The organism is Halomonas sp. BC2, assembly GCF_002078115.1.
GTDB lineage: Bacteria > Pseudomonadota > Gammaproteobacteria > Pseudomonadales > Halomonadaceae > Vreelandella > Vreelandella stevensii.
Genome location: NZ_LFGT01000012.1, coordinates 197,684 through 211,742, shown reverse-complemented (window position 1 = coordinate 211,742; position 14,059 = coordinate 197,684). Strand labels below are relative to the sequence as shown.

At 56.4% G+C, this 14,059-nt stretch carries 15 protein-coding genes; 6 read left to right on the top strand and 9 right to left on the bottom strand.

The features are described from left to right. The 4 genes from B7L71_RS17340 to B7L71_RS09905 all read right to left on the bottom strand — a co-directional run. A partial coding sequence (locus B7L71_RS17340) for a hypothetical protein (RefSeq protein WP_212636747.1) occupies positions 1-378 on the bottom strand: 378 nt, incomplete at its 3' end. A 51-nt stretch (positions 379-429) separates the two neighbouring features. Next, complete coding sequence (gene trpC / locus B7L71_RS09915; RefSeq protein WP_081137635.1) at positions 430-1,233, bottom strand: indole-3-glycerol phosphate synthase TrpC; 804 nt, start codon at positions 1,231-1,233, stop codon at positions 430-432. 8 nt (positions 1,234-1,241) lie between these two features. Continuing rightward, positions 1,242-2,261, bottom strand: coding sequence for an anthranilate phosphoribosyltransferase (gene trpD, locus B7L71_RS09910; RefSeq protein WP_081137621.1), 1,020 nt, complete (start codon positions 2,259-2,261; stop codon positions 1,242-1,244). Positions 2,262-2,297: 36 nt separating this feature from the next. Continuing rightward, positions 2,298-2,897 carry an anthranilate synthase component II gene (locus B7L71_RS09905; RefSeq protein ID WP_170919477.1) on the bottom strand — a complete coding sequence of 200 codons (600 nt, stop codon included), beginning with the start codon at positions 2,895-2,897 and terminating at the stop codon, positions 2,298-2,300. Between the two features lie 234 nt (positions 2,898-3,131). Between B7L71_RS09905 and B7L71_RS09900 the strand changes: the two genes are divergently transcribed. Further along, entirely contained in the window at positions 3,132-4,049 is a 918-nt protein-coding gene (locus B7L71_RS09900; RefSeq protein ID WP_081137617.1) for a metal ABC transporter solute-binding protein, Zn/Mn family, read from the top strand. A 3-nt stretch (positions 4,050-4,052) separates the two neighbouring features. On the opposite strand, the gene B7L71_RS09895 is transcribed toward B7L71_RS09900, so the two are convergent. Then, positions 4,053-4,730 carry a phosphoglycolate phosphatase gene (locus B7L71_RS09895; protein ID WP_081137615.1) on the bottom strand — a complete coding sequence of 226 codons (678 nt, stop codon included), beginning with the start codon at positions 4,728-4,730 and terminating at the stop codon, positions 4,053-4,055. 125 nt (positions 4,731-4,855) lie between these two features. On the opposite strand from B7L71_RS09895, the gene B7L71_RS09890 reads away from it, so the two are divergent. Continuing rightward, on the top strand, positions 4,856-6,154 hold the full coding sequence (locus B7L71_RS09890; protein WP_081137613.1) for an NAD(P)/FAD-dependent oxidoreductase: 1,299 nt from the start codon (positions 4,856-4,858) through the stop codon (positions 6,152-6,154). A gap of 13 nt (positions 6,155-6,167) precedes the next feature. Here B7L71_RS09890 and rpe read toward each other — a convergent pair whose 3' ends face one another. After that, complete coding sequence (gene rpe / locus B7L71_RS09885; protein ID WP_016914397.1) at positions 6,168-6,866, bottom strand: ribulose-phosphate 3-epimerase; 699 nt, start codon at positions 6,864-6,866, stop codon at positions 6,168-6,170. Positions 6,867-7,093: 227 nt separating this feature from the next. On the opposite strand from rpe, the gene cysP reads away from it, so the two are divergent. Genes cysP through B7L71_RS09865 form a run of 4 tightly spaced genes read left to right on the top strand, consistent with a single transcriptional unit; the run spans position 7,094 to position 10,928 of the window. Then, complete coding sequence (gene cysP, locus B7L71_RS09880; RefSeq protein ID WP_081137611.1) at positions 7,094-8,146, top strand: thiosulfate ABC transporter substrate-binding protein CysP; 1,053 nt, start codon at positions 7,094-7,096, stop codon at positions 8,144-8,146. Positions 8,147-8,155: 9 nt separating this feature from the next. Then, complete coding sequence (cysT, locus tag B7L71_RS09875) at positions 8,156-9,010, top strand: sulfate ABC transporter permease subunit CysT (RefSeq protein WP_081137609.1); 855 nt, start codon at positions 8,156-8,158, stop codon at positions 9,008-9,010. Then, positions 9,010-9,837: a sulfate ABC transporter permease subunit CysW gene (gene cysW, locus B7L71_RS09870; RefSeq protein WP_016914400.1), complete on the top strand. Its 828-nt coding sequence runs from the start codon at positions 9,010-9,012 to the stop codon at positions 9,835-9,837. The genes cysT and cysW overlap by 1 nt, the downstream gene beginning before the upstream one ends. Further along, on the top strand, positions 9,834-10,928 hold the full coding sequence (locus B7L71_RS09865) for a sulfate/molybdate ABC transporter ATP-binding protein (protein WP_081137607.1): 1,095 nt from the start codon (positions 9,834-9,836) through the stop codon (positions 10,926-10,928). Before cysW ends, B7L71_RS09865 begins: the two co-directional genes overlap by 4 nt. A 160-nt stretch (positions 10,929-11,088) precedes the next feature. Here the strand turns inward: B7L71_RS09865 and B7L71_RS09860 are convergent, their stop codons facing one another. The 3 genes from B7L71_RS09860 to B7L71_RS09850 form a co-directional block, all read right to left on the bottom strand. Then, a complete protein-coding gene (locus B7L71_RS09860) occupies positions 11,089-11,703 on the bottom strand; it encodes an alpha-ketoglutarate-dependent dioxygenase AlkB (protein WP_081137606.1) in 615 nt (204 codons plus the stop codon). Positions 11,704-11,713: 10 nt separating this feature from the next. After that, positions 11,714-13,108 (bottom strand): M20/M25/M40 family metallo-hydrolase, encoded by a 1,395-nt coding sequence (locus tag B7L71_RS09855; RefSeq protein WP_170919476.1) that lies wholly within the window; start codon positions 13,106-13,108, stop codon positions 11,714-11,716. Positions 13,109-13,836: 728 nt separating this feature from the next. Further along, the coding region (locus tag B7L71_RS09850) for a transposase (protein ID WP_139790109.1) at positions 13,837-14,059 on the bottom strand (223 nt) is incomplete at its 5' end.

Genomic DNA, 14,059 nt, shown 5'->3' with positions numbered 1-14,059 from the left:
CAGTTTATCGAAGGTCGCCAGCGCCGCCTGGCGCTCCTCGACCAGCGCAGCCGTCAGCTCACTGGAGGGCTGCATCCTGGCCGCCAGGCGGTCGCTGTTGACATGCAAACGTTCAAGATGGGTGTGCATCTCGTGAAGAATGAAATCGCGCTCTTGCACGTCGGCTGGCTGGCCGCCCTGTTGAGCGTTGGCCAGCCAGGTACGCAGCTGGTTCTTGCTGTCGGAAAACGCCAGAAAACCCGCGTGAAGGTCACTGGAAAGCCTGCCCAGCTCTACCTTCTGCCGAGCGCCGTCGATGGCCCACACGGCCACGCCGCCCTGAGCGAGGGTCAGCATGATCAACACCAACAGTGCCACCAGCAGGCGACGCTGAAACATCGGCAGCTCTCCTGAAAACCGCTTTCCGCAGCGCTTTTTCGACCCCCAGGATCAGAAAAACAGACGCTTCAATGCAAGGCCCGGGTCCTCTTCACGCATGAAGGCTTCCCCTACCAGAAAACCGTTGACGTCGTGATCACGCATGCGCTCCACATCGTCACGGGTATGAATCCCCGATTCGGTGATCACGGTGACGCTGTCCGGAATGCGCGTCAGCAGGTCCAGTGTGGTATCCAGGCGGGTATCGAAGGTATGCAGGTTGCGGTTATTGATGCCGACCAGCTTGAGATTCAGCGCCAGAGCACGCTCGAGTTCATCGGCATCGTGCACTTCGACCAGCACGTCCATGCCCATGGCGTTGGCCTGCTGATGCAGGTCCCGAAGCTTCGCATCGTCCAGCGCCGCCACGATCAGCAGGATACAGTCTGCGCCAATGGCTCGCGCTTCCGTCACCTGATAGCCGTGGGTAATGAAGTCCTTGCGAATGACCGGCAGTTCGCAGGCATCCCGCGCGGCGATCAGATAATCTTCGTGGCCCTGAAAAAAGTCGGCATCCGTGAGCACCGACAGACAAGCGGCGCCGCCCTGGGCATAGCTGCGGGCTATGTCGGCAGGGTGGAACTTCTCGCGCATGACTCCCTTGGAGGGGGACGCCTTCTTCACTTCGGCAATCACCGCAGGGTCACCCGCCTGGATGCGCTGGTTCAACGCCTCGATGAAGCCGCGCGGCGCGCTCTGCTGACCCGCCAGTGCCAACAGGTCCTGTTCGGAAACCGCCTGCTCGCGCTCGGCGACCTCCTGGTCCTTGCGAGCCAGAATGCGCGTGAGAATGGTGGGAGTAGCCTGCTCTGTCATGGCGTTGATCATCCTTTGAAAACACTGGTGAAGTGCGAAAGCTCTCTGAGCTTTTCGAGGGGCAATTTGGAGGCCTGCGCATCCTGGGCCACCATCACGCCCTCTTTCAAGCTGTCGGCTATGCCGGCACAGTAGAGCGCGGCACCGGCGTTCAGGGCCACGATATCTGCCGCGGCGCCTTCGCCACTCAGGGATGCCTTTACTAACCGCAGGCTATCTTCGGCACTGGTGGCTTTCAGCGCCGCCAGGCTCTGGCGCTCGATGCCCAGCGCTTCGGGGGCAATGGTGTAGCGGGAGATCTCACCCTCTTTCAGCTCGGCCACCTGGGTGGGGGCTGCCAGGGAAATTTCGTCCAGGCCATCATCGGAGTGGACGACCATCACGTGGCGACTGCCCAGTTTGCGCAGCACTTCGGCCATCAGCGGCACCAGTTCGGCGGAATACACGCCCAGCACCTGATTGGGCGCACCGGCCGGGTTAGTCAACGGGCCAAGAATATTGAACAGCGTGCGCACGCCCATTTCACGACGCGGCCCAATCGCATAGCGCATGGCCGGATGGTGGTTGGGGGCAAACATGAAGCCGACCCCCACCTGCTCGATACAGCGCGCCACTTGTTCCGGCTTCAAATCAAGGTAGATGCCCGCGATATCAAACAGGTCCGCACTGCCAGATGACGAGGAAACGCTGCGATTACCGTGCTTGGCCACATGGGCACCGGCTGCCGCCGCCACAAAACTGGCCGCCGTGGAGACATTGAACAGATTGGCGCCATCACCACCGGTGCCGACGATATCCACCACGTTATCGGCATGCAGCGTGACGCGCTTCATCAGGTCGCGCATCACCTGGGCGGCGGCGCTGATCTCCTCGGCGCTCTCACCCTTCATGGCCAGCCCTACCAACAGGCTGCCAATTTGTGCATCGGAGGCCTCGCCGGTCATGATCTGGCGCATCAACGCGTGCATGGCATCGAAAGAGAGGTCTTCGCGGCGCATCACCGCGTTAATTGCGTCTCGCATTTGCATGAGCAGATAAGCCCCTAAAGCGTATGAATTTGGCGATCAGCCGCGTCGCAAGAAATTGGCCAATAACGCATGGCCCTGGCGCGTGAGTATCGACTCGGGATGAAACTGCACGCCTTCGACATCCAGGGTGCGGTGACGAAACCCCATGATGAGCCCCGGCGTCACGTCACTCTCTGCGGTCCAGGCGGTGACTTCCAGGCAGTCGGGCAAGCTGTGCTGGTCGACCACCAGCGAGTGGTAGCGTGTGACTTCCAGCGGATTTTCCAGACCGTCAAACACCCCGGCCCCACCATGTACCACCGCAGATGTCTTGCCGTGCATCACCTGAGGAGCGCGCACCACCTTACCACCGTATACCTGCCCGATGGCCTGATGACCCAGACAAACCCCAAGAATGGGCAGTCGGCCCGCGAAGTGTTCGATGGCAGCCAGCGAGACGCCCGCCTCATTCGGGGTACATGGCCCCGGCGAAATCACCAGATGGGTAGGCGCCAGTGCTTCCATTTGCGCCAAGGTGATCTCATCGTTGCGGTAGGTCATCACCTCGGCATTCAGCTCACCCAGGTACTGGACGATGTTGAAGGTGAAGCTATCGTAATTATCGACCATCAATACCCGTTGCATTGCCTTCGCCATCGTCCCACTGACTCCATGACACCCATAGAACTACATGCTGGCATGATACCCCAACCAAAGGCCTACTTGCAGTGGCTAGCGGTGACTAATGCCAAGGCAGCAGGACACCCCGGCCACTCGCTGAATAGGCGGGGCAGCGTTCATCGACTACCCTGCATAGGAAGTGGCCGACACTGGCAACACTGCCCAACACTCTTTATGATCTGCTGTTTTTTTACGGGTTAGGAGCGTGACATGGATAGGCGATTCCCTGGGACGATCACGCTGTTGCTCTTGGCACTGCTTGCTGCCCCTCCCGCCTTCGCGACCGCCACCATCAACGTGATTGCATCGTTCTCGATCATCGAGGACCTGGTGAAACGCGTGGCAGGCAGTGACGTGCGCATTGTGACCATCGTACCACCCGGTGAGGATGTTCACCGCTGGGAACTGACGCCCCCCAACGTGCTGGCCTTGGAAGAGGCCGATATCGTGTTTTACAACGGCTATGGCCTGGAGCCCTGGCTGCGCCATGTACAGGCCATGGCGGATGACACACTGACACTGACTGCTCTGGCGGAAAACGCGGCCATGTCGCCGCTGACCATTCCCATGGGCCAGTACAAGGGCAACCCCGACCCGCATATGTGGATGGACCCCAAGGGCGCTGCCGCCTACCTCGATGTGATTGCCGAGACGCTGAGCGAACGCTACCCGAGCAAGGCCGACGCCTTCCAGCAACGCGCCGCTGAAGCCAGGGAAGCCTTGCTGGCCCTGGACCAGCAGGTACGAGAGCGGCTGCAGGGCATCCCACAGACCAACCACACCCTCATCACCAGCGAAGCCTCGATGGGCTACTTTGCCCGCGCCTACGAGTTCGAGTACAGCGCCATCTGGGGCCTCAATAGCGAAACCCAGGGCAGCGCATCGGCCATGGAGGCGATGAGCATACAGCTCGCCGAGCAGCGTCCGCCTGCGCTCTTTTATGAAAGCACGGTGCCCGACATTCACATGGACGCCTTGGCGAGAGAGTCAGGCTTGGCCCTGGCAGGCCCGCTCTACATCGATACGCTCAGCGAGGCCGATGGCCCTGCCTACAATTACCCTGCCTTGCTGCTGCACAACGCCGAGCTGCTGCATGAGGCGCTGGGGGGCGCCCGCGCCGATCACTGATGCCTAAGCGTCAGAGCCGATCAGCTCAGCCAAGGACTCGATCAGCACATCCGGCTGGCTCTGTTCGATGGGGTCGCCGTGATTGTAGCCGTAAGGCAGCGCCACCGTGGCAAAACCCGCTGCCTTGCCCGCCTCGATATCGTGGCGTGAGTCTCCAACCATCACGCAGGCACTCGGCGCAACGTCCAACAAACGTGCGATATGTAGCAGCGGTGCGGGGCTGGGCTTTTTCTCTGGCAGCGAGTCGCCACCCACGCAGTGGGCAAACAGCGCCAGCAGTTCGAAATGCTCCAGAATGGGCGCAATGAAGCGCTCGGGCTTGTTGGTAATGAGTGCCAGCGTGAAGCCTGCGTCATGCAACTGCTGCAGCGCTTGCGCCACGTGCGGGTACAGCACGGTGCGTGCGTTGGGCGCCGCCGCATAATGGCGCATGAACGCCGCCAGCGCAGCCTCGACAAGCCCCGGCTCCGGCGCTGACGAAGTCGCCCAACTGAGTGCACGCTCCACCAACACCTGTGCACCGTTGCCTACCCAGTGGCGCACCTGCTGCTCACCCGGCAGCGGCAGCGCCATCTCCCGCATGGATTGCTGTACGGCCACGGCCAGGTCGGGCACGGAATCGATCAAGGTGCCATCGAGGTCGAAGGCGATCAGTTGCTTCTGCTGCAGAATGGTATGCACACGGGCTCCTTGGTCATGGCACTGGACGCGATAATCTCGATCAATTTTATCATCTTATCGGCCTGGGATTACCCATACCACGTGGAAGCTTCTATGCTGAGGCTATATTAGCCAAGGAGAGAGCAATGGCCACTCCCCGAATCGTGATTGTGGGCGGCGGCGCCGGAGGCCTGGCCCTCGCCACCAAGCTCGGGCACACGCTGGGCAAGAAAAAACGCGCCGAGATCGTGCTGCTGGACCGTAACGCCACCCATGTCTGGAAACCGCTGCTCCATGAGCTGGCTACCGGCGTGTTGAACTCGAGCATGGACGAAGTGGACTATCGTGGCCACTCCACCGCCCATCACTATCGCTACCAGCGGGGCTCGCTGAGCGGGCTGGATCGTGAACAGAAGGTGATTCACCTGGCGGCCATCGTCGATGAAGAGGGCGAAGAAGTGCTGCCCGCTCGGCAGATCACCTATGACTACCTGGTGCTGGCACTGGGCAGCGTTTCCAACGACTTTGGCACTCAGGGCGTGGCCGAGCATTGCCACTTCATCGATTCGCCCCAGCAGGCCAAGGCGTTCCAGCGGGACATGATCAACACCTTCCTGCGTTACACCGACCCATCGCTGCGCCAACATGCCCAGCTCACCATCGGTATCGTCGGCGGTGGCGCCACAGGGGTAGAGCTGTCGGCGGAGCTGCTGGATGCCTCACGTCTGTTGAACGCCTACGGGGTGACGGCGGTGGACCACCAATCCATCAGTGTACACTTGATCGAGGCCGCGCCGCGCCTGCTGCCGGGTTTGTCCGAACGCATCAGCGGCACTGTACAGCAGGAGCTGGAAAGCCTTGGCGTCACCGTGCACGTCAACACGGCCATTCAGGAGGCGAAGGAGTATCATCTGGTCACCAATGATGGCGAAGTCATCGATACCGACCTGAACGTCTGGGCCGCGGGCATCAAGGCGCCCGAGTTCCTCAGCGAGCTGGGGCTCACTACCAACAAGCGCCATCAGGTCGCCGTGCACCAAACCCTGCAAAGCGTCGATGACCCTGCCATTTTTGCCTTGGGCGACTGCGCCAGCTGCCCACAAGGCGAGGATGCCACCGTGCCGCCCCGCGCCCAGGCCGCCCATCAGCAGGCCAAGGTACTGGCGAAGAACCTGATCAATTGCCTGGAACAGAAACCCCTGGCCGCGTTTCACTACCGTGACCACGGCTCACTGGTATCGCTGGCACGCTACGATGCGGTGGGCAACCTGATGCGCAGCTCCGCTTCTCGCGGGCTGTTTCTGGAGGGCTGGCTGGCGCGCCAGGCGTATGCTTCCTTGTATCGTATGCATCAGCTGTCGATACATGGCGCGCCAAAAACGGGTCTTGCCTGGCTGGTAGACAAACTGAACCGCTACCTCAAGCCACGCATGAAGCTACATTGAGCGCCTGCCTCGATCAGCGGACGCTGGCCAGCGCAGCTCGCATCTGCTGAATGACGCTATCGTATCCGTGGGGGTCGCTGGCCTGGTGCGCATTGAAAATGGCCGAGCCAGCCACGAACGTATCGGCACCGGCAGCGGCAATCTCGGCGATGTTATCCACCTTGACGCCCCCATCGATCTCCAGGCGGATCGGCAAGCCCGAAGCATCGATCCTTGCCCGCGCCTCGCGCAGCTTGTCGAGGGTCGTCGGGATGAACGATTGCCCACCAAAGCCCGGGTTGACGCTCATCAGCAGCACCATATCCACTTTGTCCATCACGTAATCGAGATAGCTAAGCGGCGTTGCCGGGTTGAAAACCAGCCCGGCCTTGCAGCCGCCATCGCGGATCAGCTGCAAAGAGCGATCGATATGCTCGGAGGCTTCGGGGTGAAAGGTGATGTAGCTCGCACCCGCGTCGATGAAATCACTGATCATGCGATCCACCGGCTTGACCATCAGATGCACATCGATGGGCGCGGTCACGCCGTGCTGGCGCAGCGCCTTGCAGACCATTGGGCCAATGGTCAGGTTGGGCACGTAGTGGTTGTCCATGACATCGAAGTGCACCACGTCCGCACCGGCGGCCAGAACGTTATCTACCTCTTCCCCCAAACGGGCGAAGTTGGCCGACAAAATGGAAGGGGCAATCAAGAAATCCTGGGCAGTGCTCATCATGGGGTCCTTAGCGCGGATTAACGGTATTGCGCTATCTTACCAGAGCGCTGCGCCCAGCCCCACGCAAGGATGATGCCCTTGAGCGGTATGAAAGGCATGCGTCATTGCCTAACCTTCCTCATATATTCACAAATAGAATATAAAACACAATTGTAATTCCACAATGACAGGTTTAACCTTAGCACCATCGCGACTATGTCGCCCCCTGCTATCAGGAGCCTGCCATGACACACAATACTCTCTTTCGTACCGGCTTATTTCGTAACGGCCTGCGCCGTAGCCTGCTGGCCGTTGCCGTCGGCACCGCCGTTGCCGGCATGACGCTCTCCACCAGCGCCGTGGCCCAGGAGCGCGAGCTGCTCAACTCCTCCTACGATATCGCCCGTGAGCTTTTTTCGGCCATCAACCCTGAGTTCCAGGCCTGGTGGCAGGAAGAGCACGGCGAAGAGATCGGCATCAGCCAGTCTCACGGCGGCTCCTCGGCTCAGGCACGGGCCATTCTGCAGGGTCTGCGCGCCGATGTAGTGACCTATAACCAGGTCACCGACGTTCAAGCGCTGGCGGATGCAGGCCTGGTCGCGGAAGATTGGCAGCAGGCGTTCGACAACAATGCATCACCCTACTACTCCACCACCGCGTTCCTGGTGCGCAAGGGCAACCCCAAGGGCATCGAGAGCTGGGACGACCTGGTACAGGAAGACGTCCGCATGGTCTTCCCGAACCCGAAAACCTCTGGCAATGGTCGCTACACCTATTTGGCCGCCTGGGGCTTCGCCGATCAAGCTTTCGACGGTGACGACGAGCAGATTCAGGACTTCATGCGCACCTTCCTGCGCAACGTGGCGGTATTTGACACCGGCGGTCGTGGTGCCACTACCAGCTTCATCGAACGCGGCATTGGCGATGTGCTGATCAGCTTCGAGTCCGAAGTCAACAATATCCGTACCGAATACGGCAGCGACGATTATGAAGTAATCGTGCCGCCGGTCAGCATCCTGGCCGAATTCCCGGTCGCCGTGGTCGGCCCCAACGCCGAGCGCAACGGCAACAGCGATCTGGCCCAGAGCTACCTCGAGTACCTCTACAGCGAAGAGGCTCAGCGCCTGCTGGCAGGCTTCAACTACCGAGTGCATAACGAGACCGTCGTGGCCGAGTTTGCCGACCAGTTCCCCGAGACCGAGCTGCTGCAGGTCGAAGACGTGTTTGGTAGCTGGGAAGAAGCCATGGAAGCGCATTTCGAAGGTGGCGCACTGCTCGATCAACTGCAACGTCGTTAACGGAGCCCCATGAGCCAACTTGCATTCTGGCGATCCGGCAGCACACGCGTGCTGCCGGGTTTTGGCCTTTCCATGGGTATCAGCGTGCTGTTTATCTCGCTGGTACTGCTGCTGCCCATCACCGGGCTGTTTGGCCAACTGGCGGGGCTCAGCCTCAGCCAGTACTGGGCCATCATCACCGATGGCCGCGTGGTGGCCAGCTACACCGTGACCATTGGCGCTGCCGCCGTGGCCGCGCTGGTCAACGCCGTTTTCGGGCTGCTGCTGGCCTGGGTGCTGGTGCGCTACGAGTTCCCCGGCAAGCGCCTGCTGGATGCGCTGATGGACCTGCCCTTCGCCCTGCCCACGGCGGTGGCGGGCATTACCCTGGCCACCCTGTATGCCGGCAATGGCTGGATGGGCCGCCTGCTCGAACCACTGGGCTTTCAGGTCGCCTATACCTGGGTCGGCATTGCCCTGGCCATGGCTTTCACCAGTATTCCTTTCGTGGTGCGCACCGTGCAGCCGGTACTCGAAGACCTGCCCGCCGAGATCGATGAAGCCGCCATGTCGCTGGGTGCTACCGACAGCGTGGCATTTCGCCGGGTGATCATGCCCCACCTGTGGCCAGCGCTGGTCACCGGTACGGGGCTGGCGTTCGTGCGCTCTCTGGGCGAGTTCGGGGCGATCATCTTCATCGCGGGCAACATGCCCTACGAAACGGAGATCACGGCATTGATGATCTTCGTTCGGCTTCAGGAGTACGACTACGCAGGCGCTTCGGCCATCGCCTCAGTGGTGCTGTTCGTGTCGCTGGCACTGCTGCTGGTCATCAACATCTGGCAGGGGCGCTTCGTGCGCCGCTTGCATGGAGGAAAAGGCTAATGCATCGCGTAGGGGATGCGCCGCTGGTGCGGCGCGTACTGATCGTCAGCGCCCTGCTGCTGTCGGCGCTGTTTCTGCTGCTGCCGCTGGTCGCCATTTTTGCTCAGGCCTTTTCTCAGGGCGTGGCGGTGTTCTGGGCCAACGTGACCAATACCTTCACCCTGCACGCCATCGGCCTGACGCTGGTCATCGCGCTGATGACCATTCCGGTCTGCCTGGTCTTTGGCGTCGCGCTGGCCTGGCTGGTGACCCGCTTCAGCTTCCCCGGCCGCCGCATTCTGCAAACCCTGATCGACATACCCTTTGCCGTTTCGCCAGTCGTGGCCGGTTTGATCTACCTGCTGCTCTACGGCCGCAATGGCTGGATCGGCAGCTGGCTGGACACCCATGACATCCAGCTCATGTTTGCCTGGCCCGGCATTCTGATGGTCACCATCTTCGTCACCTGCCCCTTCGTCGCTCGGGAGCTGATTCCGTTGATGCAGGCCCAGGGCTCCCGCGAAGAAGAAGCCGCCGTGACCCTGGGCGCCTCAGGCTGGACCACGTTCTGGCGCGTGACACTACCCAACATCCGTTGGGCACTGCTGTACGGCATCATCCTCACCAATGCTCGCGCGGTAGGTGAATTCGGCGCGGTCTCCGTGGTCTCAGGGGCTATTCGCGGGCAGACCAATACGCTGCCCTTGCACCTCGAACAGCTCTATCAGGATTACAACGCCGTGGGGGCATTTGCCAGCGCGGCCTTGCTGGCGCTGATTGCCCTGTTAACCCTTGCGGCCAAGGCAGGCCTGGAATGGCGCGCATCGCGCCGGGAGGCACTCGTATGAGTATTCGCTTAGAGAATATTGCCAAGCATTTTGCCAATACCCAGGCCCTCGAACCCACCAACCTGGACATTCATGAGGGCGAGCTGGTCGGCCTGCTGGGGCCCTCCGGGTCGGGCAAGACGACCCTGCTGCGTATCATTGCAGGACTGGAGAGCGCTGACCGCAGGCCAACGCCCGGCAAGATTCTGTTTGGCGATCGTGATGTTACCCATGTGCACGTGCGTGACCGACGCATCGGTTTTGTGTTTCAGCACTATGCGCTGTTTCGCCACATGAGTGTCTACGACAACGTGGCGTTTGGCCTGACCGTGATGCCGCGCAAGCGCCGCCCCTCCAGCGGCGAGATTCGTGCACGAGTATTTCGGCTGCTGGAAATGGTTCAGCTCCAGCATTTGGCCAACCGCCTGCCTGCGCAGCTCTCGGGCGGCCAGCAGCAGCGTGTGTCGCTGGCCAGGGCACTGGCCGTAGAACCCGACGTGCTGCTGCTGGACGAGCCCTTCGGCGCGCTGGACGCCAAGGTACGTCAGGACCTTCGCCGCTGGCTGCGTCGCCTTCATGATGAGCTGAACTTCACCAGCGTATTCGTGACCCACGACCAGGAAGAGGCGCTGGAGCTTTCGGATCGCGTCGTGGTGATGAGCAACGGCCGTATCGAACAGATCGACACGCCGGAAACCCTCTACCGCTCGCCGAAGAACCGCTTTGTGTTCGAATTCCTCGGTGACGTGAACCACCTGGAGGGCAGCGTGCAGCAAGGTGTGCTGACCTGCGGAGACGCGCGCCTGCAGGTAGACCTGCCGGACGGTGACGAAGAGCTGTTGTTGCGCCCCCACGAAGTGCGCCTGGCTGAAGCACCCAGCCCGGAAAGCCACCTGCCTGTCACGGTCACCGCGCTTTCTCCTGTGGGGGCCGAAGTACGGGTCGAGCTGGAGGCGGACTGGCTTGCCAAACCCTGGCTGGCCACCGTGCGTCATGCCGACTTCGAACGGCTGAACCTGCAGCGCGGCCAGCGATTATTCGCTCACCCCCGCCACTGGCGACGCTTCCCCGAGACCGAGCTGAAAACGACGCAACAAAGCCACGTCGCTTAATGCAACGGCAGTTGCCCCTCGTGGGCAACTGATTTAGCTCGCGACCACTTAAGTTTTCAGCCTAATCGCGGCAACTAACTGATAGGGGTCGGGAGGACCTAGTCTCCCCGCCCCTTATCAATAGCCTTGAGCCTGATATCGATTCTGCCAAAGCCAATGACTAGCGCATTTGCCTAAAGGTTAGGCTCACCCGCGGCTCAATATCTTTCTTGGTTTTAGGCAGGCTATGTAGCCAGTTTTGCTGTGTAGTACCTTGCATAATTAACAGACTGCCGTGCTCTAAAGTAAGCGACACACTCTCCCTTGTTTGCTTATTTTTAAACGAGAATTTCCTTTCGCCGCCTAAGGTCAACGCCCCGATTGCACCATTCTCAATAAGGTCTTTTTCTGCATCACTGTGCCAGCTCATGCCTTCCTCACCTGAACTATAAAAATTACCCAAGCACGAATTAAACCCCTCTCCGCAGTGGGTCTCCACGACCTTCTTAAGCTCACGCAAAAAGTCCGGCCACACCAACGCCCTTTTTGTGTAGCCGGAGTAGGTATAAGAAACCGGCTTATCTGCATACCAGGCTATTTTCCTCTTTGTAACGATCTCTTTGCCGTAAATAAACGCGCGATCATGCTCCCAGCTTAGTTCGCCAACACACCTACTTAAATACATATCAGCAGTAAAAGCATCTAGGATTTTGCCGTGGTAATAGGCTGCCCCGTCCTGTGGAAGCAAGTTGATTACCTTCATATCGCCATTCTCAAACAAGTCCACGCATTTCATTGGCAATACTCTATATTTCATATTCGGGTGGAGTAACTTTCATTCCCTGCAAAATCAACATCCAAGACAAAGCCCCTTTTGTAAAACATTCATAATCAAATTTCTCATTAGCAGAATGGATATTATCATTCGAACGACTAAAACCTAGCAACATAGAGTCTAAACCTAGGTGTTTTTTGAAAGAACTAACTGCTGGTATTGATCCACCCATTCCAGCAAAAACGCATTTCCTACCCCATACTTCCCTAAGTTTTTCTTGAGCCAACACAAACTCTGAGCTATGGCAATTCATTTTAACAGCTTTTACAGCTCCATAAGATTCAAAAAAAACATTGCAATCACCCGGTATATTTTCGCGAATATGTTTTCGAAAAACAGCTCTTATATGATCAGGATCTTGATCATCAACTAACCTAAAACTAATTTTGGCAGTGGCCGTAGAAGGAATAATTGTTCTAAATCCAGCCCCTTGATGCCCTGAAAAGATAGAATTTATTTCAAAACATGGGCGTGACCAAATTTTTTCAATTATATGCCTATCTTTTTCACCAGAAGGAGTAGAAAGGCCAACAGATTCTAAGTAAAAATCAGCAAAAGCATCTAGCTTTAACCAATCTTTTAAAATTTCAAAGGGAACTTCATCAACTCCTTTATAAAAATCTTTAAGATTAAGCGATCCATCATCTTCATATATTTTAGAAATAGCCCGAACTAATAATGCTGCTGGATTATGCGCAGCCCCACCATAATCTCCCGAATGAAGTTCATGAGACGGCCCTTTAATTGTGATGATTTCTCCCAAAAATCCCCGCAACTGGCATCCTATGGTAGGGGTGTTATCTTCAACCATTGAAGTATCACTAATGAACACGACATCTGCTTTTAATTCATTTTGATATTTATTAATTACATTTTCAATTGAGGGTGAGCCAACTTCCTCTTCACCTTCAATTAAAAAAGAAATATTAATAGGGATGCCTGTAGATTCATATAACGCTCTACAAGCTTCAATAAATGTGAGTAATTGCCCCTTGTCATCAGCAGCTCCTCTTCCATGAATAATTTTAACTTCATTTCTATAAACCACATCGGGCTGAAAGGGAGGAAGGATCCATGCATCTAAATCATTTGCAGGCTGAACATCGTAGTGACCATAAAATAAAACGTGAGGAGCTCCTTTGACAACGGGACCATGAGAAATAATAGCAGGCAAGCCACCTTCAACGACCTTTTTGCTTCTAAACCCAATACTATTGAGTTCATTAAAAACCCAGTCTGCAGCAGCATGACAATCACTTAACTTACTTATATCAGTTGAAATAGATTCAATCGACAAAAACTCTTTTAAGCGTAAAATCGCAGAATCAAAATTAGATTCAAGTTTATTTATAGAACTTGTTTTCATCATCAACACCCTAATCATAATTCATTTAAAGAAATCATTTTTTTGCATGCTTTTTAAAAGCTAGACAAGCAGCATCACTCATATATCTTGCCCTAATACTGCCATGCACTAAGCCCTTTTCAACTACAACCTCGGCTTTAATATTGACATTGCATAGTTCGTTAAAATAAATAAGAGAATCTTCTTTTAGGGAATCCATTTCAGCAGCAAGGTGTATTTCCTATTGACTTAGCACCCCTTTTCTTTCCATTATTTCTAAATTTCCATATCCCATATTTGCACTATTTATTTCTGAATTCATTTTCTAAGTCCTAATTTTTGTTTCCGGTGTATTTATTTTTAGCTACCCATATTCTTCTGGTCAATATTTTTTTGCTCACAATTTATACTTTGTAATTTTTATTAGCTAGGATTAATTAAATAAAAACTTGTATTTTAAGTTTTTATTTATTTTCTTACTTTTGAATTATTTTTTTTAATTCTTTTTAATTATAAAAAATAATTGATGATTTCTCGAGCTGAAAATTCATTAAATTTCAATAGCATGATGTTATTTATCGAAAAAAATAAGTCAAATAAAAGTACAACCTAAGGAACCGCTGATCAATTCGGCTCCGAGCGACTGAGGGGCTCAGTGTGTCTCAATCACTGCGTCGACGATCACGGTTTGACCACCTCAAGTGGTCGGTTTTCCCTGCCAAGCGGGTTATCCGGCTATCAGGCCAAACTCAAGACGTACCGGCCCCGTCAACTCGGCCTTCGCATCGCTGAGCCAGCACCAAATTGCCGAGGGCGAACAGGCTGAACAGCTGCGCCTGATTCTTGGCCAGTCCCTTGTAGCGAGCCTTCCGGTAGCCGAAGAGGTTCTTGATGACATGAAATTGGTGCTCGACCTTGGCACGGATGCTGGCCTTGGTTTTCTCGTATTCCAACAACAGCACTTTCATTGGG

Bases quoted from the DNA above. Each gene is read 5' to 3' on its own strand.
- trpC (WP_081137635.1), bottom strand. From the start codon at position 1,233: ATGACAGAGCAGGCTACTCCCACCATTCTCACGCGCATTCTGGCTCGC.
- trpD (WP_081137621.1), bottom strand. From the start codon at position 2,261: ATGCAAATGCGAGACGCAATTAACGCGGTGATGCGCCGCGAAGACCTC.
- B7L71_RS09905 (WP_170919477.1), bottom strand. From the start codon at position 2,897: ATGGCGAAGGCAATGCAACGGGTATTGATGGTCGATAATTACGATAGC.
- B7L71_RS09900 (WP_081137617.1), top strand. From the start codon at position 3,132: ATGGATAGGCGATTCCCTGGGACGATCACGCTGTTGCTCTTGGCACTG.
- B7L71_RS09890 (WP_081137613.1), top strand. From the start codon at position 4,856: ATGGCCACTCCCCGAATCGTGATTGTGGGCGGCGGCGCCGGAGGCCTG.
- rpe (WP_016914397.1), bottom strand. From the start codon at position 6,866: ATGAGCACTGCCCAGGATTTCTTGATTGCCCCTTCCATTTTGTCGGCC.
- cysP (WP_081137611.1), top strand. From the start codon at position 7,094: ATGACACACAATACTCTCTTTCGTACCGGCTTATTTCGTAACGGCCTG.
- cysT (WP_081137609.1), top strand. From the start codon at position 8,156: ATGAGCCAACTTGCATTCTGGCGATCCGGCAGCACACGCGTGCTGCCG.
- cysW (WP_016914400.1), top strand. From the start codon at position 9,010: ATGCATCGCGTAGGGGATGCGCCGCTGGTGCGGCGCGTACTGATCGTC.
- B7L71_RS09865 (WP_081137607.1), top strand. From the start codon at position 9,834: ATGAGTATTCGCTTAGAGAATATTGCCAAGCATTTTGCCAATACCCAG.
- B7L71_RS09860 (WP_081137606.1), bottom strand. From the start codon at position 11,703: ATGAAATGCGTGGACTTGTTTGAGAATGGCGATATGAAGGTAATCAAC.
- B7L71_RS09855 (WP_170919476.1), bottom strand. From the start codon at position 13,108: ATGAAAACAAGTTCTATAAATAAACTTGAATCTAATTTTGATTCTGCG.